The organism is Actinopolymorpha sp. B9G3 (assembly GCF_040120725.1).
Taxonomy (GTDB): domain Bacteria; phylum Actinomycetota; class Actinomycetes; order Propionibacteriales; family Actinopolymorphaceae; genus Thermasporomyces.
In genome coordinates this window covers 117,596-139,819 of sequence record NZ_JBEEAB010000006.1, presented here as the reverse complement: position 1 = coordinate 139,819, position 22,224 = coordinate 117,596, and the positions used below count along the sequence as shown (strand labels likewise).

Sequence of the window (22,224 nt, the reverse complement as noted above, 5' to 3'; positions counted from 1 at the left end):
CGAACCCGATATCGACCTTCGCCGTCCTGTGGGCGGGCGCTGCCCGCCCACCTGGACAGCCGCGCCCTGTCCTCCCACCGCAAGTTCCGCCAGAAGGAGTTGTCCCACGACGATGAACGACCACGCCATCTACGAACTCGCCAAGTCCCGCCAGGCCGACCTGCTCGCCGAAGCAACCATGAGCCGGTCCGTACGCCGCTCGCGCCTCCACCGGCGCACCCGCCACGAACGCGTGCTGCGCGGCCTGAGACGGACGTTCGCGCTGGCCCTCCGCCGGTTGGCCAACCGGGTCGAACCCGCCCATCCGCCGCAGCGCGCCACCCTGCCGGCACAACGGCGCCGGCGTGGCGACCGGCCGGCCGTCGTCAGTCGGGCGTGAGCCGCCGGCGCCGTCTCGCGGGTTGCGACCTGCCGCCTTCAGCCGGGGCGTGATCGGCCGGCGCGGCGGGCGCGACCTGCCGCGGTCAGTCGAGGGCGAGCAGCGCCTGCACGGGCCAGTGGTCCGACCCCCACCGACCGTCGACCGTGCGGGTGTTGATCGCCGCCGCCTGCACCCGCGTATCCGGCCGGACGAGGATCCAGTCGATCCGGTCGCCGCCTTCTACCGCCGGCTCGTAGCCGTGGTAGGTCGCGTACGCGGGTGTCAGGCGGTCGTTCGCTGCCGACCAGGTGTCGACCAGGCCGGCGCCGGTGGTCAACGTGTCATACGGCGTGGACGCCTCGGCCGCGACGTTGAAGTCGCCCGTGACGATGACCGGCAGGGCGAGGTCGAAGGCGGCGAGCCGTTCGGCCACCAGCTCCGCGCCCAGGCGCTGCGCCTTGTCCACCGCGTGGTCGAGATGGGTGTTGAGGACCACGAAGTCCCGCCCGGTCACCCGGTCGCGGAACCGGATCCAGGTCGCCATGCGTACCACCTTGTTGCCCCACGACGACGACCCGATCTCCGCCGGAGTGTCGGAGAGCCAGAAGTGGTCGAACTCCCGTGGGTCGAGCCGGCGGACGTCGAAGAAGACGGCCATGAACTCTCCACGGCTGCCGCCTTCGCGTCCGGTGCCGATCCACTCGTAGTGCGTCGGCAGGTCGGCGCTGATGTCGCGCAGCTGGTGATAGAGCCCTTCCTGCGTACCGATCACGGTCGGCGCTTCGGACCGCAGCACCGCGGCGGTCGCGGCACGCCGGTCGGCCCACGGATCGTGGAGCCCGTCGCTTCCCACCCGCACGTTGAACGACATGACGTGCACGGCGGGCGCCTCGCTTGGCCCGATGAGGGGCTCGGGACGTGGCCCGTTGGCGGAGTCCGCAGAGGGGTCCGCGGAGGGGCCCGGGTCGACGGTCGACGGGGTGGTTTCCTGGTGTCTCGGCACGATCCCAGTCAAGCCAGGTCGTTCGACTGTCGGCCAGCCGAGGCCTGACAATTGGACACCGTAGGTGGACTCGACGCGGTCGAACGCCTGAACTGGACACCTTCGGGCCGGCCGTGTCCCGCCAGCCGGCTTCGCGGTCGGCACACCCGTCGGGCGTTTGTGGGCAGGCTGGCCGAGACCGGTTAGCGCACTCCACGGCGACCCGCGGATGTGGGCAAGGTCAACAGTGAACCTGCCTCGTCGCCGGCCGAAGGGCCTTACCGACATGCTCACCGAGATCTTCACGAGTGACGCGCTCGCGACCCACCTGCCGGAGCCGGGAGGGTGGCGTCCGGTGCCCGACGTCGACGACCGCGCCTTCTGGTCCGGCATCGATGACACGACCCGGCGCGCGCACCTCGCCGCTGCCGAGGAGCTCTGCCGGGGTCCGTGGCCGGAGCTGCCGGCCACACTGTGGCTGGACTTCCGGCGTACCGGGAACCGGGTGCGCTACCAGGACCCCTCTTTTGCCAGGCGTTCGCGGCTCGCCGCCGCCGTCATCGCCGCCTGCCTCACCGACGACGACCGCTGGCACGAGGAGGTTCTCGACGGTGTCTGGCTGCTCTGCGAGGAGACGTCGTGGTGCATCCCGGCGCACGACCTCTCCCACAGTGGGGACAATGCCGAGGGCGCCGATCGCGGCAAGGATCTGCCGGATCCGGGGAACCCGACGCTGGACCTCTTCGCGGCGGAGACGGGTTCGCTGCTGGCATGGACGTACGCCGTGCTCGCCGACCGGTTGCGGGAACGTTCCCACTCGGCGGTGCAGCGCATGGTCGACGAGGTACGCACGCGCATCCTCGTCCCGCAACGTACGGTTGACAGCTGGGTGTGGTTCGGCAGGGTACGCCCGCATGTCAACAACTGGAACCCGTGGATCAACTCCAACGTCCTCGCGTGTTCTCTGCTGCTCGACGACGATCCCGCCGACATCAAGCTCACCGTGGAACGCGCGGTCGAAGGGCTGGACGTGTTCGTCGGCGGCTACCTCCCCGACGGTGCCTGCACCGAGGGGCACAGCTACTGGTGGCGGGCAGGTGCGTCGCTCGCGGAGTGCCTGGAGACGCTGTACTCCGCGACAGGCGGTGCGTTGGATGGATTCGGCGTACCGCTCGTCCAGAAGATCGGCCGCTATCCGCACGGCGTCCACATCGCCGACCGGTGGTACGTCAACGTCTCCGACGGCCCGGCCAGCATCGACGGCCGGGCCGCGTGTGGGCACGTCCTCTACCGCTACGGCGTACGGATCGGCGACGAGGAGGTGGTCGCGCACGGGCGTTCCCTGCGCGGGCCGGATGGCCCCGTCGTCGAACCCGGAACCCCGCTCGGGCGCTGCCTGCTCGCTCTCGCCGACGCCGAGTGGCGGGCCGAGCCGGCGCGTCCCGCGCCACTGGTGGCCGAGACATGGTGGCCGGACACCCAGTTGCTCGTCGCCCGTACGTACGCCGGACGCGACGACGGCCTGCTGCTCTCGATCAAGGGCGGGCACAACGCCGAGGACCACAACCACAACGACGTGGGCACGGTGCTCGTCGCGGTCGACGGGCATCCGGTGCTGGTTGACGCCGGTGTCGGGGAGTACACCGCGAAGACGTTCTCCGCTCGCCGCTACGAGATCTGGAGCCTGCGCAGCACCCACCACAACGTGCCGCTCATCAACGGCCACGACCAGCCGCCCGGTGCTGAGTTCGCCGCGCGGGACGTCGAACTGACCCGCGACGGCGTTGGCCGGGTGGGCCTGCGGTTGGATCTCGCCGGCGCCTATCCGGCCGAGGCGGGCTGCCGGTCATGGGTACGCGAGGTCACGCTGGACCGGTCGGTCGGCGACGGCCGGGTCGTGCTGTCCGACGCGTGGGAGCTCGACGGATCGCCGTCCGACGTACGTCTGCACTTCATCACGTCGGGCGAACCGGACATAACGGCCGGATCCGGCGTCGTCCGCGTGCCGGGTGTCAAGCGCGGATTGACGATCGGTTACGACCCTGCGCTCGTCGACGTCTCGACCGAACGCATCGCGCTCGACGACCGGCGGCTCGAGCGGGTCTGGGGTGGGTCGTACCTCTGGCGGCTCGCCCTGGTCGTGCGTACGCCCCGGGCTTCCGGCGCGGTGCGTCTCGTCCTCGATCCCGCGTAGCAGCCGACGCCGACGCTGAACGGTCCGGGCCGTCAGGCCGCCGGCCCGCTGAACTCCGCCCGCCAGCGACGAACCTGTCGATCAGCATCGTACAGGTCGTCGATGCGTACGACCTCGAGTCCGTCGTGGGCGAACGCCTCCACCTCGGCGCGCGTCAGCGGCCACGGTGGCTGGCCGACAGCGGGTTCGGACTCCTCGCGGGCGGCGGCGATCACGAGCAGCGTGCCGCCAGGAGCGACGAGGCGCGCGACCTGCCGGATCGCATCGGGGCGGAACGCGTCCGGCAGGGACTGGACGGTCAGGCTCTCGACCACCAGGTCGTACGCGCCGTACCACTCCGGCGGCGGCGCCAGCAGGTCGGCGGTGAGGTAGCGCACGGTGGAGTCAGGGAAGCGTTCCCGGGCGGCGCGCACCGCGGACTCCGCGATGTCGAAAGCTGTCGTGGTGAAGCCGAGGCTGCTGACGAACTCGGCGTCGTGGCCCGGGCCGAAGCCGACGACGAGCGCGCGCCCGCCCCTGCCGTCGAGGCCACGCGCCCGCGCCCAGTCCACGAGCATCGGGTGCGGCGTTCCGCGATCCCACGGCACCACCGCTGCGCCCTGCTCGGCCGCCGCGTAGAGGCGTTCGAACCAGCCCGTCGGATCGTCGGCCGCGAGGGACTCCCTGGCCAGGCGTCGCGCCTCGGCGTCGGGCTCCGGGGTCGTCACGCTGACTCCATGGCTGCCAGGGTACGGATGACGAAAGGTGTGGTGTCATGGGCGCCATGGCCACGGTTGAACCACGTCACATCGGCATCGTGCTCTTCGACGGCGTGGAGGAACTCGACGCCATCGGCCCGTGGGACGTCCTCGCCCACTGGACCCGCCGATATCCCGACGACGGGTTCGCCGTCTCCTGCGTCTCCCGCGACGGCGGCACGGTCGAGTGTGCGAAGGGCCTGACGGTCCGCGCCCATCATTCGTACGCCGATGCTCCTGGGTTCGAGGTTCTGCTCCACCCCGGCGGGCGCGGCACCCGACCGCTGGTGCGGGACGAGGCGCATCTGGCGTGGGTACGGCGGCAGCGCGAGAACGTCGCGCTGATGACGAGTGTCTGTACTGGTTCGCTGGTCTACGCTGCCGCGGGACTTCTCGCCGGGCGCCCGGCGACCACCCACTGGGGCGCGGTCGACGAGCTGGGCGAACTCGATCCGAGCGTCACGGTTCGCGCTGAGGAACGGTTCGTCGACGACAGCGACATGATCACCTCGGCGGGAGTCTCCGCCGGTATCGACATGGCGCTCCACCTGGTCTCCCGGCTGGCCGGGGTGGAGCGGGCCCGGCAGGTCCGGCGCGGCATCCAGTACGACCCGGCGCCTCCGGTCTGACGTGCCGCCGCGGCCCCTGGGCGTCAGATCTCGGCTGGGTCAGATGTCGGGCCGGGTCAGATGTCGTGCCGGGTCAGATGTCAGGCAGGGTCAGATGTCGGCACGGTAGAAATTGCGGTACGACTTGGACGGCGTCGGCCCCCGCTGGTCCTGGTAGCGGGACCCGTGCTGGGTTGATCCGTACGGGTACTCCGCCGGTGAGGAAAGCCGGAAGAAGCACAGCTGCCCGATCTTCATGCCCGGCCAGAGCTTGATCGGCAATGTGGCAACGTTGGACAGCTCGAGCGTGACGTGGCCGGAGAAGCCGGGATCGATCCAGCCGGCCGTCGAGTGAGTGAGCAGGCCCAGCCGACCGAGGCTCGACTTGCCCTCCAGCCGGGCGGCGATGTCGTCGGGAAGTGTGATGATCTCGTACGTCGAGGCGAGGACGAACTCGCCCGGGTGCAGGATGAACGCCTCGCCCTTCTCGCACTCGACGAGCCTGGTCAGGTCGGGCTGCTCCTCGGCGGGATCGATGTGGGGGTAGCGGTGGTTCTCGAAGACCCGGAAGAACCGGTCCATGCGTACGTCCACGCTGGACGGCTGGACCAGCGTCGGGTCGAACGGGTCGAGCACCACCCGGGCCTTGTCGAGCTCGAGGCGGATATCACGATCGGAGAGGAGCACATTCGCAACCTACCGAACACCACCCGCCCGGGTAGACCCGGCGCGACGCTCGGCGCGCCGGGCGCGGGGTGGCGGCCGCGGCACAGGGTCCGCGCCGCGGGGGCGCGCGGCGCGGAGGTGCGCGGCGCGGGCGTGGCGCGGGCGTGGCGACTGGTGGCAGGCGGTGGTGGTGCCGGCTGGGAGCGAACGTGTCGGTTGCGGTCCGCGAACGGGCGGAGGTGGGTAGTATCCTTAGCCGGTCGTCGTCCGTTCCGGTCCATGCGGACTCGGAGTGGGGCGGCGTCGTGCGGGTGTAGTTCAATGGCAGAACATCAGCTTCCCAAGCTGACAGTGGGAGTTCGATTCTCCTCACCCGCTCCACGGCAAAGGCCCAGGTCAGGCGGTGAGTCCCGACCTGGGCCTTGATCGTTTGAGAAGCCTTGGTGTGCCTCCGTGCAATTAGCGTGCAATTAGGCCACGGGGACAGCCGTCCCGCAGCCCCGTCGTCGTGCCCATGCGCCGTATGAGGCTTCTAGAGGCCTCATGACGTGCCTCGCAGTGGATCTGTTCGGACCTCAGTTAGAAGATGGTGTGTAGCCAGCTCGTGCCGGTGGCGTGGCTGTGTAGCCGTTGGATCGGTGCGCAGGTCGAGAGGTCGGTGGTGTCGCGGGTTTGGCGGAACCAGCGCCGTAATGCCCACAGGTCACGGAGGATGGCGTATCCCCGCAGTCTGGCGTCGGCGCCTGGGCGGTTGAGCAAGTCGGCTGCGAGCATGGCGATGTGGTTGGACGTGGCTTGGTCTGCCATGTAGTGCAGGTAGCGGAACAGGTTCTCCAGGTCGAGATCTACCGGGGCGACGCAGGCGGACTCCAGGTCGATCGGTATCGCCTGACCGCTCGGTGTCAGAACGGCGTTTCCTGGCGCCGCGTCGGTGTGATTGAGAGCGAGTGGTGCGAGGGGTATCGCTTCGAACGCCTCGCTGAGCAGTGCGGCGAGACGGTTGCCGATGCTCACCTCCAGGGCGCCACGGTCCACTAGTTCTGCGAGCCCGATGTGAGCCTGTGCCGAGTCGAGGTCGTAGTACCTCGTCGATGTGCATCCAGCCGCTCGGGCTGCTGCGATGTCGGTGGCGTGGAGGACCTGTAACCGGGACCACAGATCTCCTACCGCATCCTTCCTGACCGCCGGCTCTAACTCGGGCCAGGTCTCGTGGAGATTGCGGCCGGGTAGGCGGGCACTGGCCATCCACTCGCGATCGTCGATGATCCCGTAGCCGAGCACCGCGGGGTACCCGACGCCGGCGGGTATGTGCCGTGCGAGGGCGACCTCCCTGGAAAGTGAGTTGCGCCCGAGCTTGCCCACGCGTACGACGACTTCCTCTGCCAGCCATACTTCGTTGGACCATGCAAAGGGGACGCGGGAAGCGCGTGCCACACTCGTATCAAACCGCGCAAGGATCTGGTCGACCCGAGCCTGCATCGCGTCCGTCGCCTGCTCGGCGGTTTCCGCGTTGGATGGCGCCGGCACAGCTAGCGGGGTCGTACTGTCCCGGCCGGTGTGATTGGGGCCGTCACCGTTCGTCCGGGCTGGTTGCGGGAACGCTGAGACAGCGGAACCAGTAAGGCTGTTGCGACGTCGCTGGGCTGTTCGTCGAAGCCGTGGCAGCCAGGGGTGGTCGGGGCGGCGGTGCGCGATGTTGTCGATGAGCCATTCGCGACGCTCGTCGTCGAGCATCTCGTGGATGTCATCGAAGTCCTGCCAGTCCTTGGGCCGCAACATAGGCGACTTGTACAACAGCGCGACCTCGGGCCCGACGAAGGGTAGACCACGTTCAGTGGTGAGCGTCATCCGCGTGTGTGGGCGGCGGACGTTGCCGGTCCCACGGTGGTACACCCACTCATCCCCATCGGAGGCAGTGAGCATGATCGTGATGGGGCAAGGATGGGAGTCATCAGGTATCACGAAACCATGGGGGCCGGGCCTCAACTCCTCATCCGGCGTCCACTCACGGCGTTCACCGGTCGCAGGATGGACCAGGACGGGCCGCGGATCACGGAATGTCTCGGCCAGATAGTCGACATCGCGATAGAGGACGGCGATGTCCACGTCCCCGTGCGGTCGACGGACACGCTGGGCAAACAGGTCGACAGCCCATCCGCCAGCTACCCAGTACGGGCGGGCGTAGGAACGGAACAGGTCACGCACGATGACGAGCGGGGTCGAATCTTCGACGAGGCTCTGCATGGAAGGGACTCCTCCGCAAGAATGTGACGCGGTGAGCCCGAAGGGATCCGGGGTGGCTAGGAGTCGCTAGGAGGCGTCACCGCGCTGAACAGATCGCGCATGGAGACCACCTCCGTTCGTGCCCCGAGATCCAGGTCAGGCTAGCACGGCAGGTAAGCAACGATCACCCATTAACGCAGCTCCAATTGACCGCAGTCTGACTCCAACGAGCTGCAACACCAGGCAACGATGAGCACCACGTCTACGACCTTCAGTGCGCGGACGAGCGGCTCCCGCTCCACGACCAGGGCCCGGTCAGACGTTGAGTCCCGACCTGGGCCCTGATCGTTCAAAGGGCCTTGGAGTGCCTCCGTGTACTTACGCCACTGGGACCAGCCGTCCCGCAACGCCGTCGTCGGGGTCGTCGTGCTGGGCCTTCAGGAGTTCATCGAGGCCCTGCGCTATGGCTTGGTCCGCCTTGTTGGTGGCGTGCTGGTAGATGAGAGCGGCCCGTTCGTTGTCATGGCCCATGCGCCGCATGAGGTCCCTCGTCGTCGCGCCGGTCGACGCGGCGAGCATGTTGCCGGTATGCCGGAGGTCATGGAAGTGCAGTCCTGGCATGCCTAGGACGGCGACAGCATGGGTCCACCGGGTGATCTTGTTGAAACCGCTTCGCCGCAGCGGCCCGCCCATGATGCCGGTGAAGACCAGGGCGTTCGGCTTGTTCTCCGTGTACCGATCGAGGTGGGCCTGCAGGTGGGGAATGAGAGTGCGCGGGATATTGACCGTTCGAACTCCCGCTCGGGACTTGGGTCGACCGAGGACCATCGTGCCGTTGCTCTGCTCGGTGAAGGCGACCCGAACGCGCACGGTGGCGTTGGCGAGATCGAGGTCCTGACGGTGAAGGGCGGTGACCTCACCCCATCGCAGCGACGCGATCGCCGCGAGCAGCACAAGGGCGTGCAGCCGATCATCGCGGGTGTGGTCGGCCCGGCCGTCGTGCATGAGCTTGAAGAGGCATCGTTCGGCATGGGCGCGGGTGGTAAACGTCTGCGGGAAGGCCTGCATCAGGCCACCCGTCGCCCGGTAGCGGAGCCGGAATCCTCCTTCTATCTTGCGGATGTTGCCGACCGGGCGACGGCCAATCAGATCGGCGAGGGCCATCACTTGGGCGATGTTTAGGACTTGACGCTCCGGGGCCTTCTCGGTGCCCGCTCCCTTGAGGCGGCACGGGTTGCGGGGAAGGATGCCGTCCTCTTCCACGGCCGTCATGAGGATGGCACGAAGCAGCCGGTACGCCTTCGCGGCCATGGATTCCGAGACTCCACTCTTGATGAGTTCAGCACGCCATTCGCGAATGACCTGAGTGGACAGCTTGCCGAGAGGGATGTTGCCCAGGCCAGGTCGGATGTGTTTCTCGAACAGCCAGGCGTACAGCTCGCGAGTCCTGATCCGAAGGTTCGGGCGCTGAGCGATCCAGGTGGTGCCATAGTCGCCGAGCCTGATCTTGCCCCGCTCGGGGTCGGTCCAGTCACCCCGGAGGAGCGCGACCTCGGCGAGTGACAGGAACCGCTCAGCCTCGGACTTGCGGGCGTACGTCTCAGGCGCATACTTCCGCTGACCATCCGGGCCGAGGTAGCTCGCCTGATACCGGCCGGACGGCAGTTGCCGGATCAGTCCGAACCGGCGATGTCCGTGCTTGTTTCCGCGCGCCATTTACGCTGCCCTCCAAGCGTCGTGTGCGGTCATGGGTTCTACCGGCTCCATAAATTCCGTCAGGGCGGACATGGGGATTCGTACGAAGCGACCCACCCGCACGAAGCGGATGCGGCGGTCTGCGATCAGACGACGTGGAAAGCGCTCGGACGTTCCGAGCAACGCCGCCGCTTGCTTCACATCGAGGAGCGGATCTTCATCCGGGCGCTGGATCATGCTCTCGGTTCCTTTCGAGCGTGCTGAAACAGAGGGCGGGCGGGTCTGGGCGGTCACTGGCGGCTCCCCCGTGGTAGCGGTCGGGGATACATGCGGCGGCTGGCGTGTCTCGCGTTCGTACTGGTCAGCGGGTCAGAGATACACGGGATACAGGGGATACGCCGGGCACTCATCAGGCACCGTCCGGGACGCTGTAGCGGGCTTTGCCGTCTGCAGTGAGCAACCCGGCGGCGAGCATCCGGCGGCAAGTTGCCTTGACGTTAGGTTCGCCGAGCCCGGTGCCCTGGGCGATGGCGCGTGGCCCGCTGCCAGTGTTGGCCCGCAGGTACCGCAGGATCGCCGCACGAGTGTCAGTGGTCTGATGCTCGTCGGCGGGGCCATCGAGCAGCATCCACGCGCCCGATGCGGCGTTGAACGACAGTGCGTACTCGGCCTCGTCGACGTCTCGGCCGGTGACGTACAACACGCCGTCGGCTTGTCCTCGGCCCCGTTTGAGGACGAGCGTGGCGTCGGCGGCTCCAGCGACCCCGTTAGTGCCAGACACTTCCGCAAGGAAGTCATCTGAGCCAGCTTTGCGGACGTGGTGTACGAGCACGAACGGCACCGCGTAGTTGTCGGCAAGTCGCTTGATGGCCCCGACAGCGGCGTAGTCGGCCTCGTAGGCGGATGCCCCCGGCGGGGCAGCTCCCCGAATCTTGGCGAACACGTCGATGATGACCATCCGGGCGCCACGGTTACGGTCAAGCCATCCGGCAATGGCGTCGTCCCCGCCCTGCCCAATCAGCGGACAGGCGGTGGCGAGTGTGAGCGTCGAGGGTGCAGACCTGTCACCCAGGATCTTGCCCATACGGGACTGCAGCCGGCGTGGCGTGTCCTCCAACGCCAGGTACAGAACCGGGCCGCCCTGCACGGGAATCGCGTGGAAGGCTTGGCCTCCGGCTGCCACAGAAAGGCCCAGTCCCAGGGAAGCCCAGGACTTGCCGACCTTGGGTGGCCCGCACAGCAGGGAGACGCCTTCGCAGATGATTCCGGGGACGGCCCACACGGGTGGGACGAACTCCATCGCCATCAGCTCATCGGCCGTCCAGTGCGTCCGTAGCCGCCCGTCGGGCTTGGAGGCCTCGCCGCGACCGTCACGGACGGGTCGCAGGAACGGTGCGTCAGTCGGGTTGATCGCAGGCACAGTGGGCTCCTCGCTGGAGTGGTTAGGACGCTGGTTGGAGTCGTGGATGGCGTTCATACGGCGACCTCCTTTGTCCGCTTAGCTCCTGCGCACAGGCCGGAGCGGATGGTGCAACGTGGCTCAGCTCGGCTGCAGGCAGCGGCCGCGATGTACCCATCGCTCTGCTTCAGCAGGGTTTTGACGTGCATCGCTGCGTGCTCCAACCTGAGGCAGATCCCGGCGAACCGCTCGAGGGCGTTCATGCGGCCACGCTTCGGGGTCGTTGGGCGCCGTCTTTGAGGCCGGAGGCGATGGTGCGGTCCACCTCGCGGGGTCGCAGGCCTGCGTCGAGTGCGGCGCGGGTGAGTACGGCGGTGACCTCCTCGGTACCGAGGGCGCCGCCTGCGGCGAGTTGCCCGAGGGCGACGGCGGATCGGTACAGGACGGTGTTGCGGGTTCCGTCGGGCGCGTTCCTGATGTGGTCGACCTGGCCGTTGACCGCGGCGGCGAGGTAACGTCCGCCCCGGTCGCCACCCAGTTCGATGCGGACGGGCTGCTGTGGCGGTAGTGGGGGCGGTGTGAGGCGTTCAGCGAGCCAGTCGGGAAGTGGCGCGGGGTCGACGTCGTGGGCGACGGCGTAGCGCCCTTTGGCGAGGCCGGTGCCAGCGGCGACGACGTAGCCGCCGTGGGCGCGGGTGTCGATCTTCCAGCCGAGGGAACCTGTGGTTCCTCCGGTGGTGTTGCGTAGCTGTGGTCCGTCAGGGTGCTGGTAGTACAGGTGGGTTCCGCCGGACGGCGTGGTGACGGTGTAGGTGTCCAGGGGCAGCGGCTCGCCGGCCTGGTGGCAGATGGTGGCGAACACGTCGTGCCCGTCGACGATGCCGGGCAGTCGCCACTCTTCGGGCGTCTGGTCGTCGGGTTTGGGTACGTCCAGGTCGATGACGACCAGGCCGGACGGTCCGGTGGCGATCCCGACGCCGTACGAACGATGCCGCCAGGCTCGGTGGATCCGGTCAAAGTCGGTGGTCGCTCGTGATTCCCATCCGGTGTGGCCGTTCCGGCATCGTGGGTCGCGCTGGTTGCAGCGGTCCTCGGTGTGGTCGGGGAACGCCGGAAGCTTGACGCCGGGGCGTAGTGGGAGGACGTGCCAGCCGCGCCCGGCGGCGCCCAGCGCGGCATCTGCTTGAGCGGCCATGGGTGTGCTCCTCGTTCGTCTGGATGTCGGGGTGTCGTCGCCGATCTCAGATGTGGCGCCTGTCATGGGAGTCGCCTCCTGGTGCTGGCGCCGCGGATGTCACGGAGGCGGTTGAGGACGTGACGACCGATGCGGAGTCGGTAGCCGGTGCCCCTACAGCGGGGGCAGTGCCGGAATCCGCGTCCGATAGGTGCGCGGCGTTTGCCCCAGCCATGGCAGCGGCGACAGTTGGTAAAGGGCCAGATCCAGCACAGGAACAGGTAGCCAGCGCCCCATGCGGCCAGGGCGAGGACGAGCCAGGCGCCGACATCGGCGCTGTAACCGTGCGTAGCTGCGAGCTGGGTTGCGGTCGCGGCGTTGTGGAGCATGAGGGGCGCCTCCTGAGGCTGTTTCTGGGTGAGGTCGGCTGAGGCCGCGACCCGCTACCTGGCGACGTGCGGCCTGATCAGGTGTGTTGTGGGGTGGTAGCGGGGCGGGTAGCGCCGCCGCTACCGGTCGCGGGGCGGGCGCTACCTCACCCGCCCCGCCCGGCGGCTACTCTCCGTTGATCCTTCGGCGGTTGATGGCTGCGGTGACGGCGACGGTCTTGGCGCCCTTGAGCACCTGGCCGTCCCGCTTGACGTCGACCGACGGGACACCGAGCGCCCTCAGCTGTGCGGACAGGGCGTCGGCCGTTACATCGGCGTAGTGCTCGGGCATTCGTTCGGCGAGCCGGGCGGCGAGAGTGGGCCATTGCAGCCCGGTCTCGCCGGCCATCGCGTCGGCGACGTCGGCGAGCACGTCGCGGACCTGGCGGGCGATGTCCTCACCGGCGGCCATACCGGTCAGGGTGTTGTGGCGTTCCCTGTGTGCTCGCGCCGCCTTGAGGATTTTCTCGGCGTCGCCGTGGTCGGCCAGGAACGTCCGCACCGTGGGTGTGTGGTCGGACATGCCGTACAGGTAGCCGACACCGCGGTATTCGTCCCCGACCGGCAGGGACGAGGCGTCGAACCCTTCGGCGTATGCATCGCCACCAAGTACCGCCTCGGAGACGAGCCGGTTTCCGCAGCGCAGCGCAAACCGGACTGCGTGGTTGTCCCGGTACCGGTTGAACAACCGGCCCACATCGCCCGCGCCGACGCCGGAGGGCTTCTGCGAGCTGGACAGAATGATGACGCCGGCCGACGGTCCGACCGCCTGGATGCGGGAGAGCTTGGCAGCGATCTCCTTGTTCACGGCCTGGTCCTCGGTCTCGAAGTAGACCTGGAACTCCTCCATGACCAGCACCATCACCCGCAGGTCAGGGAACCGGGGGTCCCGAGCGAGCTGCTCGGTGAGCTTGCCTTCCGGGCACAGCGTGACGGGCAGCTTGGCGAGCTGCTCGTTCACCCGGTCGATGTGGGCGAGGATCTCGTCCAGCACGTTCAGCAAGTGGCCGATCGGGTCGTCATCGTTGGGGTTTGGGTGGGTGCCGAACACGATCCGGTGCGCCACCAGCCGGAACTTCGACCAGTCCGGGGAGTTCTTCCCGTCCACGATGACGAGCAGCACCCACGGGTCCAGTGCCGCGTACAGGGCCAGCAGGCGGGCGGCGAACGTCTTACCCTTCCTGGGCTGCGCGCCGACGAGCACCGACACCCACATCAGGGCGAGTGTGACCAGCCGGCCGCGTTCGTCCTTGCCGAACCGGATTGGGTGCCAAATGTTGCGCGGCTTGCAGTCCAACATGTCCGTCCGTCCCACCGACACGGCGAGCGGGTCACGATCGGCCACGAACAACAGATGCCGACGCGAGGACGTCTTGTCTGGTGTCAGGAACACCTGGTTGACGTGAACGTCCAGGCCAGAGGCGATCTTCTCCTTCGCCGCAAGCACGTCGGACCAACCCTTGCCGTACGGCAGGTCGATCACGACCTGGGATCCGGTGTTCCGGGCGTCCCGGGACATCGACGTCCCGAACCTAACCTCCTGGTCCGGACGGTCGGCACGTCCGAGACCAGCGGCGTAGTAGGCGCGCAACACGATGTCGGAGTTCAGCTTCCGGAACCGCGGAGCCACCACTGCCGTGCCGAGGATGTTGTGCCCGATCGGCCTGCCGTAGTGCGCAAGGCCGAACGCCGCCACGCCGGCAGCGGTCCACAGGTACGGGTGCGGAACGGTGTGCCAGGCAACCGGGATGCCCACAGCGACGGCAACGAGCTCGGCCGTGAGGACGATGCCGCGCCACAGCCGGGTGGACTTGATCAAGATCAGGGTCTTTGCCCACTCCTTGGCGTCGTTGGCGTTCGCGGCGTTCTGCAGCAGCTGGAAGTGGTGGTGCACCCACCACCAGGTCAGCTGCAGCTTGATCAGCCGGACCAGGCCACGGACCGAGAACGCGACCATCTTCAGCCCGTACCAGGGCGACCGCACCGCGTGGAAACCGGCGTTGTAGGCCCACCGCCCCGCCGTCCGCTTGACCGTCGTGCCGAGGTTCTGAGGCTGCAGCGACGGAGGGATGATCGGCCGACGCTCGCCGGACGACGCAGGTACGTCCACCGGCACCGGGCCGGTGCTCGTCTCCTGTGAGTCGTCGAGCTCCACCTCGTACGACACCGCCGATGTCGCCGACGTATCTCCCGAGTCCGAACCGGATGGGTCCGGACCGTTCACGTCCGCGCCCTTGTTTCGGCCCTGCCGGGGGATGTTTGGCCGGAACGGCACCACGTTGCCGGTGGCATCCGAGCCGTTCACGTCGCTGTTGTGGGCGCCGTTCGCGGCCTGGTCCTCAGGCCCGTTCGTGCTGTCGGAGTGTGGGGTGTTCACGAACCCTCCAGAGTCGTCGTTCGTGCCGTGTTCGCCGTTGGTGTTCATCAGCCGATCTCCTTCGCGTTCTCCGAACGGGCTGGAGTTGGCGTCGACAGCTCGGCGCGAAGCGCGTCGGCTACGGCCTTGCTGGTGCCGCGAGCGCAGTCGGTCACGCTGCGGACCCATGCCGGAGTGACCTCGGTGTCCGGTGTCCAAGCGGAGCGGGCCTCAGTCACGTAGTCGGCCAGGAGCTTGCGCACCGCCGGTTTCCGACCTGCGGGCTTGCGCGTCGACTTGCTCGTCTTCGTCAGGGCAGCTGGTGCGTCGCCCATCCGGTTTGCGGCCTGGCGCTGTGGAGTAGTCGCGGGCTCGTTGCCGGTGGGAGTGTGTTCGCCGAGCCGGTACAGGGCCCGTTCCCGGCGGGGTGCCTTCCACCGCCAGCCGATCCGGCCGTACGCGTCCTGCAACCTGGTGAGCGCGAGCAGCCGGTCTCGCTCGCGCGCAAGGGCGTCCGGGTAGGAGCGGATCTCCCACAGCACCATCCGGCGCCAGAGGCCCACCGTCGACACCGGTGCGAGCAGCCAGCGCGACGTACGGATGCTGTCCATCCGACGTACAGACCCGAGTCCGGCACGGACCCGTACCGCGTGCGTGCCGACCTCGACCGCGACCACCCACAGGGCGGGCAGGACCGCATGGGCGATCCGGCCGAACCACGTACGTTCGTCCGCCACGTTCAGGTAGATCGTGACCGCCACCAGGGACCACGGCAGGAGCCGTAGCCATGCGACCCGCATGTCCAGCCGCGCCAGCACCAGGTCCAGCGCGGAGAACACGAGGATGCCGACGTCGACCGCCAGCGGCACCGTCCACGCCAGGCCGCCGAACGAGGCCTGCGCGGCCTCGGCAACGGCGTGGAACGAGTTCACCAACCCGATCACGCCGAGCAGTAGCGTGGCGGTCGCTACGCCCTTGACCGCCGTAACCTCGCGGGCCGTCAGGGCCCGGCTCCGCGGATCGATTCGTACGCTGCCTCCGCTCCCGCCGTCCTGGTTGTTCTGGAGGGACGACGACGGCGCCGTCAGACCGGACACCTGCCCATTGCGCTGCTGGCCTGGCAGCTGCTGTTCGTAGACGGTCATCAGGCAGCCTCCTCGTCACGTACCAGTCGGAGCTGCGGTCGCTCCGACGGCGGCTCACACGGTGAGTTGCTGGCTGGCGCCTCGGGCGTCGGCTCATGCGCTGGCGTCTGCTCAGGCACCACGTCGGCAACCGACGCGGCCGCCGTTGCGGCTGTGCCGAGGTTGCGGATCGCGCCACAGATCGCGACGGTCACTGTCGTGCCGACCGCCGCCAGCGCGGTGCCGAGAATGACGATCAGGGCTGTTTTGCCGGCCGCGATCAGGACCTGGGCGGTGCCCCACACGCCGGCGGCAGCAAGGAGCAAGCCCCACGGCACTCCGCTCGGCACCGGACAGTGCTTGCGACAGATGCGTGCCATCACGCTGCCCCCTTTCGGGCAGCGGCGTCGGCCGCCAGCCTCGCTGCGACACGAGTGACGTGGGCCTCGGCCCGACCGACCCGGCGCCAGTCCAGCGGCGACGGACCGCCCGCGGCCGACAGAGCAGCGATCTCGGCATCCAGCAGCGCCAGCTCAGCCTCGATCAGCGGCCACTCGGCCTCGATCGCGGCCAGCTCGGCTGGGGTCGGCTCCAGGTCCTCAGCCGAGCCACCTGCATCGCGTTCGTACCAACCCGAAGGTCGGCGAGAGATGATGGACATGAACCGTTGTTCCTCTCGTCTGGTACGCGGTTTCATCCCGGGCCCCGTGGGTGTGCCAGCACCTGCGGGGCCCCTCCTGTCTCCTCCGGTCGTTCGCACGGCCCTGCCTCTCCGGTAGCGTTCTTCGACTGTCCATCTCATTCGGCTTGTTCGAACAAGCCGGATAGGTGACATGTTCGAACAAGGTGGATAAGCTTGTCAAGTACGAAAGAGAGGAAAAATGCCCACTGAGCACAAACACGAGCGAATCGCCAGGCTCATACGGGAGTCGCTGGGTCCACCGGGCTCGACGCTCCCCAGTGAGGCGCAGCTGGTGGAGAAGTACGAAGTCGGTCGCGGAACCATCAGGCAAGCTCTCGCGACCCTGGAGTACGAGGGCCTGATCACCAGCAGTCAGGGCAACCGGCGGACCGTGCGGGATGGTCGCCGCTGGGAGTGGCCCATGAGCGAGTGGGAGCGCGCACACTCCAACGACGGCGACGCCTGGGCGAACACAATCAGGGCCCAGGGCGGCGAGCCGAAGAACGAGATGCGGATCACCACCATCGAGGCCCCCGCCGACGTAGCCAAAGTTCTCCAGATCCCGGAGGGGACCCCGATCCAGGCGCGGTATCGAGTCCGAAGCGTCGACGGGATACCTCACCAGCTGAGCGAGTCCTACTTCCCGCCCTTTGTCACCGACGACAACGAGCTGTTCTGGGACCCACGCGACGTCGGCGTGCAAGGTGGCCTGCTCGCCGCCACCGGCCACAAGCAGGCTCGCTGGTACGACACCATCACTTCGCGGATGCCCACCGCGGAGGAGTCGCAACAGCTCCGCATGGCACTGGGAACGCCGCTGCTCGTGCACACCCGAACGGGCTTCGACGCCGAAGACCGGCCCGTGCGCTACCTGGTAACGCGGATGGCCGCCGACCAGGTTCAGGTCTCGTACAACCTGGAGGCGTGATGCTGGTCAAGCTCGACCAGACACACCGCGAGCTCGTCCACCGGATACGGAGTCACGCAGAAGGCTGGCTCGCGGACAAGGGCACGGATCAGTACCGGCGCGGGGTCAACCCAGAAGCCGTACGCCGAAGCATCGACCACCAGATCGACACCGGCGCCTTCGTCGGCTGGTGCGTGGACGGCCAGATCGTCGCGATCGTGGCCCTGATCGAGGCCGACGCCGAACTCTGGACGCCACAAGAAGTCAAGGAGCCACAGACCTACATCAGCCGCCTCCTGGTCGCGGAGCACCAGCACGGGAAGGGCTACGGGGCTGCCCTGCTAGATGCTGTCGGCGAGCAGGGGCGTGAGCGTGGCGACCGCTGGATTCGGCTCAACTGCTGGACGACCAACACTCGGCTCCACGCCTACTACGAAGCCCACGGCTTCGAGCACGTACGAACCGTCGACATCCCCGGCCGTATGAGTGGCGCCCTTTTCCAGAGGGCACTGCGAACCGGCTACTCGCCTCGCGGTGGGGCTAGATGAGTCGGGGAACCCTAGCCGGCATGGCCGGCCGGCCAAGAAGGCCCTTGAGTAGCGTGTCGCATTGACACGATCGAACAGATGATCGATCGTGGGTGGCAGGCCCGAGGCGGCATAGGGGGACGCAGGCGATGTCAATAAACAGCAAGATCGAATGGACCGAAGCAACCTGGAATCCTGTTACAGGATGCGATCGAATTTCAAGAGGCTGTGACAACTGCTACGCGCTAACCCTTGCCAGTCGCCTGAAGTCGATGGGTGCGCAGAAGTACCAGAGCGACGGCAATCCTTCTACGTCCGGACCTGGGTTCGGCGTTGCACTTCATCCTCAGGCCCTAGACCAACCTAAGCGATGGCGATCTCCTCGCGTCGTCTTCGTTAACTCGATGAGCGACCTCTTCCATGCCAAGGTGCCGTTGGGTTTTATCAGGGACGTCTTTCAAGTCATGGAAGATACGCCAAGGCACACGTACCAAGTGTTGACTAAGCGCCCAAGGCGTGCCCTTCGGCTGGCAGGGAAGCTGGATTGGCCAAGGAATCTGTGGGTTGGCTGCTCCGTCGAGGACATGAGTGTGGTTCACCGTGCGAAAGACCTAAGTCAGCTACCTGCAGCTGTCAAGTTTCTTTCATGCGAACCGCTACTAGGTCCGTTACCTAACCTTGATCTCGCTGCAATCGATTGGATTATCGTCGGTGGCGAATCTGGAGTCGGGTGCCGACCGATGCGACCGCATTGGGTAGTGGAGATCCGAGATGGATGCCAGAGTGCAGGCGTTCCCTTCTTCTTCAAGCAATGGGGTGGCCGAACTGCCAAGTCGGGCGGAAGGCTACTTGAGGGCAGGACATGGGATGAGATGCCGCCCCGAGTTGTTGTTAACGAAACTGGATCAACGTCCCGTCAGGAAAGGTGTTCTTTTTCTGCTGGTTCGGCGAGCTGATCATGCCCTCGCGCTGCATAGGGGCGAGTGTCCGTGCCTTGAGGTGTGAGAGCGCAAACGGAGTGTAGACCAGCGTGTAGTCCTGCACCTCTTTGATGTTCACTAGCCGCCCGGCAAAATGGGACAAGAGATTCGCTTGAAGGGGAGATGTGTCGGGGTTCTCCTCAAAGAGGATCGGTTGACCCGCAAGGACGTCGGAGAACCTAAAGTCGCCGCCAGGTGCCACCTTCCACATCGCCTCCTTCATAACTTCGAGTCCCTTTATGTTACGGGTGCAGAAGTAAAGGTAGTGGCCAACCTTGTTGTCGGGGCGCACCATTTCAAAACTTTGCACGTACGGGAATTGGCAAACTTCTTTGAGTTGGCGCTCATAGAGGTCCCGGAGGAAGGGGCCCCGCTGAGGATCACCTGAGGGTGGGGCATTCTTAAATTCGTCAGTTCCGAACAACTCCTCGAACCGCTTGTCTACGTTCCCTGCGGTTGCGAATCGCATGGTGCTATTGAAGTCGAAGTAGATAAACAACTCGCACCGTTCAAAAGCAAGGAATCGCTGAATCAGTTTTATTGGAATGTCCTTGTAACCAAACGGGTCGAGGAAGGCGAAGGTTGGTGCGAGCTGTTTTCCGTTTCTCTCCAACTGTTCCAGTATGCCTTCTGCCACGTCAACAAAGTTCTCATTAAGAAAGTGAACGGTCACGTTCTTCGGCAATTCTCCAACGGAGTCTGTGAGGGCCTTGTGCCGCTCTCTCAGAGATTCAAACCTGTCCGGATCCTGCTCGTTGAATACGAATACAAACTCGCAATCACTCATCTTGAATCGATGTTCTAGGAGTGTGTTTAGCGCCTTGGTCGGAGATCCCGGATCGCCATTTTCATAGATGTCTGGCCCAGCGAACCCATCGAAGAAGAGAATCCGCCCTCGGTACTTGCTCAATACCGGGAACCAGCCGCCCAGATATCTCACGAGGAGGTCATGCTTGGCTCGGGTGTGCGGATACATCGGCCAAACGGTCGTATCAGGCACGGTAGATCCCCCAAGCCTCTCTAGTGCGCCAGCCTTACGTATAGCGTCGCGAAGACTCCGCTCCGTTGCAGGCCCTGGCGCACACCTTGGCCATCATCGGCCATCGAGGGAGTGCGGCCATTCCTCTCTCGCTGTCGCCATGACTGAGGAGGCCGGAACCTGGCGGCTCCCTGCAGGGCTTCGGAGTGCAACGCTCTCCGCCGGTTACTACAGGAGGTCTGCAAGCCAGCTGGTTCGGGACGCGTGGCCATGGAGGTAGCGCCAGGGCTCCCACGTACGCAGGTCGTGAGGCTCGGCTCCCCATTCTTGGAGGTCGCCACCGGACCGTGCGTGGAGAAGCCATCCGCGGAGACCCCACAAGTCGCGCAGGACGGCGTAGCCCCAGAGTCGCGACGCTGCACCCGGCAGGGCTAGAAGCCCGGCAGCCTGCTCCAGGAGGGCTGAAGCCGGGTTGGGCTCGCCCTGCTCGGCCATGATTCGAAGGATGCACTCCAGGTCGAGGTCTGCCGGCGCTACCGAGGCGGTCTCGAAGTCGATCGGGATGGCGTTCGTGCCGTCCCAGACCGTGTTGTGCGGCCCCGCATCGGTGTGGCTGAGCACTGTGGGCACCTCGGGGATGGCTCGAAACAACCGGTCCAGCATGTCGCTGAGCTGATCGTGCAGTGTCGGCTCGATGGCTTCGTTCTGGAGAAGCCAGTCCAGGAGCTGCCGAGCGTCCCCTTCGTCCAGGGCATAGAACGGCGTGGATGTACAACCGAGCGTCCGAGCGGCAGCGACGTCGGTTCGGTGGACCGCCTCCAACCTGGCCCAGAGGTCGGTCGCCGCCTTCACCCGCACCGACGCATCGAGCGTTGGCCAGGCGACCTTCAGATTCTCCCCGGGCAGTCGCTTGGTGACCATCCACTCCATCCCGTCGGCGACTCCCAGATCGAGCACGTTGGGATAGCCGACATCAGGTGGCAGCATGGCGGCAAGCGAAACCTCGCGCGCGAATGCGCCGTGGACAGCACGTTTGATACGAGCAACGGCCGTCTCGCCGAGCCACACCTCGTTCGCCCAACCGTGCTCTGGCCGGCTCGCCTGCGCAGGATCGGACCCGTGCTTTTCCAACAGCCGGTAGGCGAGTGCCTCTGCAGGATCCGATACGTGACCGTAACCGCTCAACGATGGCATGACCGGCACAGCGTACGGCGACGCATCGTGCGATCCAATCGATATTTGCTATGACGCGCTAGACAGCTGTTGCGGCACCGGTGAGGACTACCAGGACGTGCGCCGACCTTGGTCCATGGCTGACGAACCCGATTGTTGCGCTTCGATACGGTCGGTATGAACAGCCAAGCGCCTGTACTCGTCCGACCCCCTCGTTGCGGACGGCCGTGCCAAGGTGTGTCCGGTGTGTCCCACGTATCCCGACGCCGTTGACCTGCGGAGATACGGGATACAGCCGGGATACACCGCGACCCTGAGGGACGCGCCTGGGCGTCTACACTGGGCCGACGAGGACCAGACACGAGGGGGCCAGAGTCCATGACCGCTCAGCCGAGCGACTACCACGACTCGTACGACCCTGAGAAGATCATGCACAAGCTGCCGCAGCGCGAGCGGGAGCGGTTCCTTCGGGAGTATCGCCAGGCAGCAGAAGCCGCTGCGCACGAGATCTGGCGGTACAAGGAACTCACCGCACTCCTCCACAGGTGGAGCCTGATCGCGCTCGCCGTCAGTGCCCCTGGCTACTACGAGGCGCGCGAGGACGCCGGGCGGGGGATTGGTGAGTACATGACCTTGGAAGGTGCCATCGCCAGGCGGCAGCGCAAGTCGTGATCTACCGGGTTCGGCTTGCCGGGAAGGCCCTGGGGCAGCTTGACGGCTTACCTGATGCGGCCTTCGACGCCCTGATCGCGACCATGGGCGAGGTATCGGAGAGTCCTGACGACCCACTCCGCACATTCCCGACTGATCACCCCCAGGAGCGCCAAGCGATCTTCGGGGGCCACGGACTTGTCACATACTGGGTTGATGACGCTGCCAACCTCATCACCGTCCACGACGTCACATGGGCCGGTTGACCACCGTATGAACGGTGGTTGAACACGTCGAGCACGGCTTTTGCGCGTTCCTCGGAGTTGGCCGCGTTGCCGTGCGCCCAGGTCATCCGCGGCGTGCAATTAGCGTGCAACT

General features: G+C 66.6%; 22 protein-coding genes and 1 tRNA gene. 8 read left to right on the top strand and 15 right to left on the bottom strand.

Annotated elements, in window-relative coordinates:
- Window positions 1-112 precede the first annotated feature (112 nt).
- A complete protein-coding gene (locus tag ABNF93_RS13140) occupies window positions 113-379 on the top strand; it encodes a hypothetical protein (protein WP_349328257.1) in 267 nt (88 codons plus the stop codon).
- A gap of 85 nt (window positions 380-464) precedes the next feature.
- On the opposite strand, the gene ABNF93_RS13135 is transcribed toward ABNF93_RS13140, so the two are convergent.
- Complete coding sequence (locus tag ABNF93_RS13135) at window positions 465-1,364, bottom strand: endonuclease/exonuclease/phosphatase family protein (protein ID WP_349328256.1); 900 nt, start codon at window positions 1,362-1,364, stop codon at window positions 465-467.
- A 226-nt stretch (window positions 1,365-1,590) separates the two neighbouring features.
- On the opposite strand from ABNF93_RS13135, the gene ABNF93_RS13130 reads away from it, so the two are divergent.
- Window positions 1,591-3,537, top strand: a complete 1,947-nt coding sequence (locus ABNF93_RS13130; protein ID WP_349328255.1) for a heparinase II/III family protein — start codon at window positions 1,591-1,593, stop codon at window positions 3,535-3,537.
- Window positions 3,538-3,569: 32 nt separating this feature from the next.
- Here ABNF93_RS13130 and ABNF93_RS13125 read toward each other — a convergent pair whose 3' ends face one another.
- Window positions 3,570-4,244 carry a class I SAM-dependent methyltransferase gene (locus tag ABNF93_RS13125; protein ID WP_349328254.1) on the bottom strand — a complete coding sequence of 225 codons (675 nt, stop codon included), beginning with the start codon at window positions 4,242-4,244 and terminating at the stop codon, window positions 3,570-3,572.
- A gap of 56 nt (window positions 4,245-4,300) precedes the next feature.
- Between ABNF93_RS13125 and ABNF93_RS13120 the strand changes: the two genes are divergently transcribed.
- A complete protein-coding gene (locus ABNF93_RS13120; protein ID WP_349328253.1) occupies window positions 4,301-4,903 on the top strand; it encodes a DJ-1/PfpI family protein in 603 nt (200 codons plus the stop codon).
- A gap of 90 nt (window positions 4,904-4,993) precedes the next feature.
- Here the strand turns inward: ABNF93_RS13120 and dcd are convergent, their stop codons facing one another.
- Window positions 4,994-5,569: a dCTP deaminase gene (gene dcd / locus ABNF93_RS13115; protein ID WP_349328252.1), complete on the bottom strand. Its 576-nt coding sequence runs from the start codon at window positions 5,567-5,569 to the stop codon at window positions 4,994-4,996.
- Between the two features lie 286 nt (window positions 5,570-5,855).
- On the opposite strand from dcd, the gene ABNF93_RS13110 reads away from it, so the two are divergent.
- Window positions 5,856-5,929 (top strand) — tRNA-Gly (locus tag ABNF93_RS13110).
- 198 nt (window positions 5,930-6,127) lie between these two features.
- Here the strand turns inward: ABNF93_RS13110 and ABNF93_RS13105 are convergent.
- The 10 genes from ABNF93_RS13105 to ABNF93_RS13060 form a co-directional block, all read right to left on the bottom strand.
- Window positions 6,128-7,792, bottom strand: coding sequence for a nucleotidyltransferase domain-containing protein (locus tag ABNF93_RS13105; RefSeq protein WP_349328251.1), 1,665 nt, complete (start codon window positions 7,790-7,792; stop codon window positions 6,128-6,130).
- A 357-nt stretch (window positions 7,793-8,149) separates the two neighbouring features.
- A complete protein-coding gene (locus ABNF93_RS13100; RefSeq protein WP_349328250.1) occupies window positions 8,150-9,487 on the bottom strand; it encodes a tyrosine-type recombinase/integrase in 1,338 nt (445 codons plus the stop codon).
- Window positions 9,488-9,760, bottom strand: coding sequence for an excisionase family DNA-binding protein (locus ABNF93_RS13095; RefSeq protein WP_349328249.1), 273 nt, complete (start codon window positions 9,758-9,760; stop codon window positions 9,488-9,490).
- A 115-nt stretch (window positions 9,761-9,875) separates the two neighbouring features.
- Entirely contained in the window at window positions 9,876-10,943 is a 1,068-nt protein-coding gene (locus ABNF93_RS13090) for an AAA family ATPase (RefSeq protein WP_349328248.1), read from the bottom strand.
- Window positions 10,944-11,124: 181 nt separating this feature from the next.
- Entirely contained in the window at window positions 11,125-12,060 is a 936-nt protein-coding gene (locus ABNF93_RS13085; RefSeq protein ID WP_349328247.1) for a bifunctional DNA primase/polymerase, read from the bottom strand.
- A gap of 62 nt (window positions 12,061-12,122) precedes the next feature.
- The gene (locus ABNF93_RS13080) at window positions 12,123-12,428 is read right to left on the bottom strand and encodes a hypothetical protein (RefSeq protein ID WP_349328246.1); all 306 of its coding nucleotides are present in this window, start codon (window positions 12,426-12,428) and stop codon (window positions 12,123-12,125) included.
- 166 nt (window positions 12,429-12,594) lie between these two features.
- On the bottom strand, window positions 12,595-14,892 hold the full coding sequence (locus tag ABNF93_RS13075) for a cell division protein FtsK (RefSeq protein WP_349328245.1): 2,298 nt from the start codon (window positions 14,890-14,892) through the stop codon (window positions 12,595-12,597).
- Window positions 14,892-15,968 (bottom strand): DUF2637 domain-containing protein, encoded by a 1,077-nt coding sequence (locus tag ABNF93_RS13070; protein ID WP_349328244.1) that lies wholly within the window; start codon window positions 15,966-15,968, stop codon window positions 14,892-14,894. The genes ABNF93_RS13075 and ABNF93_RS13070 overlap by 1 nt, the downstream gene beginning before the upstream one ends.
- The gene (locus tag ABNF93_RS13065; RefSeq protein WP_349328243.1) at window positions 15,968-16,327 is read right to left on the bottom strand and encodes a hypothetical protein; all 360 of its coding nucleotides are present in this window, start codon (window positions 16,325-16,327) and stop codon (window positions 15,968-15,970) included. The genes ABNF93_RS13070 and ABNF93_RS13065 overlap by 1 nt, the downstream gene beginning before the upstream one ends.
- Window positions 16,327-16,608 carry a DUF6284 family protein gene (locus ABNF93_RS13060; RefSeq protein ID WP_349328242.1) on the bottom strand — a complete coding sequence of 94 codons (282 nt, stop codon included), beginning with the start codon at window positions 16,606-16,608 and terminating at the stop codon, window positions 16,327-16,329. Before ABNF93_RS13060 ends, ABNF93_RS13065 begins: the two co-directional genes overlap by 1 nt.
- A 220-nt stretch (window positions 16,609-16,828) precedes the next feature.
- Here ABNF93_RS13060 and ABNF93_RS13055 point away from each other — a divergent pair, with 220 nt between their 5' ends.
- From ABNF93_RS13055 to ABNF93_RS13045, 3 genes are all read left to right on the top strand, one after another.
- Window positions 16,829-17,557, top strand: coding sequence for a GntR family transcriptional regulator (locus ABNF93_RS13055; RefSeq protein ID WP_349328241.1), 729 nt, complete (start codon window positions 16,829-16,831; stop codon window positions 17,555-17,557).
- Window positions 17,557-18,084, top strand: coding sequence for a GNAT family N-acetyltransferase (locus ABNF93_RS13050; protein ID WP_349328475.1), 528 nt, complete (start codon window positions 17,557-17,559; stop codon window positions 18,082-18,084). The genes ABNF93_RS13055 and ABNF93_RS13050 overlap by 1 nt, the downstream gene beginning before the upstream one ends.
- Before the next feature lie 128 nt (window positions 18,085-18,212).
- Entirely contained in the window at window positions 18,213-19,019 is an 807-nt protein-coding gene (locus ABNF93_RS13045; RefSeq protein WP_349328240.1) for a DUF5131 family protein, read from the top strand.
- On the opposite strand, the gene ABNF93_RS13040 is transcribed toward ABNF93_RS13045, so the two are convergent.
- Window positions 18,955-20,019, bottom strand: coding sequence for a three-Cys-motif partner protein TcmP (locus tag ABNF93_RS13040; RefSeq protein ID WP_349328239.1), 1,065 nt, complete (start codon window positions 20,017-20,019; stop codon window positions 18,955-18,957). The genes ABNF93_RS13045 and ABNF93_RS13040 overlap by 65 nt on opposite strands.
- Before the next feature lie 231 nt (window positions 20,020-20,250).
- A complete protein-coding gene (locus ABNF93_RS13035) occupies window positions 20,251-21,216 on the bottom strand; it encodes a phosphotransferase family protein (RefSeq protein ID WP_349328238.1) in 966 nt (321 codons plus the stop codon).
- Window positions 21,217-21,573: 357 nt separating this feature from the next.
- On the opposite strand from ABNF93_RS13035, the gene ABNF93_RS13030 reads away from it, so the two are divergent.
- Window positions 21,574-21,867 (top strand): DUF6247 family protein, encoded by a 294-nt coding sequence (locus ABNF93_RS13030; protein WP_349328237.1) that lies wholly within the window; start codon window positions 21,574-21,576, stop codon window positions 21,865-21,867.
- The last annotated feature ends 357 nt before the right edge of the window (window positions 21,868-22,224 follow it).

Bases quoted from the DNA above. Each gene is read 5' to 3' on its own strand.
- ABNF93_RS13140 (WP_349328257.1), top strand. From the start codon at position 113: ATGAACGACCACGCCATCTACGAACTCGCCAAGTCCCGCCAGGCCGAC.
- ABNF93_RS13120 (WP_349328253.1), top strand. From the start codon at position 4,301: ATGGCCACGGTTGAACCACGTCACATCGGCATCGTGCTCTTCGACGGC.
- ABNF93_RS13105 (WP_349328251.1), bottom strand. From the start codon at position 7,792: ATGCAGAGCCTCGTCGAAGATTCGACCCCGCTCGTCATCGTGCGTGAC.
- ABNF93_RS13100 (WP_349328250.1), bottom strand. From the start codon at position 9,487: ATGGCGCGCGGAAACAAGCACGGACATCGCCGGTTCGGACTGATCCGG.
- ABNF93_RS13090 (WP_349328248.1), bottom strand. From the start codon at position 10,943: ATGAACGCCATCCACGACTCCAACCAGCGTCCTAACCACTCCAGCGAG.
- ABNF93_RS13085 (WP_349328247.1), bottom strand. From the start codon at position 12,060: ATGGCCGCTCAAGCAGATGCCGCGCTGGGCGCCGCCGGGCGCGGCTGG.
- ABNF93_RS13080 (WP_349328246.1), bottom strand. From the start codon at position 12,428: ATGCTCCACAACGCCGCGACCGCAACCCAGCTCGCAGCTACGCACGGT.
- ABNF93_RS13075 (WP_349328245.1), bottom strand. From the start codon at position 14,892: ATGAACACCAACGGCGAACACGGCACGAACGACGACTCTGGAGGGTTC.
- ABNF93_RS13070 (WP_349328244.1), bottom strand. From the start codon at position 15,968: ATGACCGTCTACGAACAGCAGCTGCCAGGCCAGCAGCGCAATGGGCAG.
- ABNF93_RS13065 (WP_349328243.1), bottom strand. From the start codon at position 16,327: ATGGCACGCATCTGTCGCAAGCACTGTCCGGTGCCGAGCGGAGTGCCG.
- ABNF93_RS13060 (WP_349328242.1), bottom strand. From the start codon at position 16,608: ATGTCCATCATCTCTCGCCGACCTTCGGGTTGGTACGAACGCGATGCA.
- ABNF93_RS13055 (WP_349328241.1), top strand. From the start codon at position 16,829: ATGCCCACTGAGCACAAACACGAGCGAATCGCCAGGCTCATACGGGAG.
- ABNF93_RS13050 (WP_349328475.1), top strand. From the start codon at position 17,557: ATGCTGGTCAAGCTCGACCAGACACACCGCGAGCTCGTCCACCGGATA.
- ABNF93_RS13045 (WP_349328240.1), top strand. From the start codon at position 18,213: ATGTCAATAAACAGCAAGATCGAATGGACCGAAGCAACCTGGAATCCT.
- ABNF93_RS13040 (WP_349328239.1), bottom strand. From the start codon at position 20,019: ATGTATCCGCACACCCGAGCCAAGCATGACCTCCTCGTGAGATATCTG.
- ABNF93_RS13035 (WP_349328238.1), bottom strand. From the start codon at position 21,216: ATGCCATCGTTGAGCGGTTACGGTCACGTATCGGATCCTGCAGAGGCA.
- ABNF93_RS13030 (WP_349328237.1), top strand. From the start codon at position 21,574: ATGACCGCTCAGCCGAGCGACTACCACGACTCGTACGACCCTGAGAAG.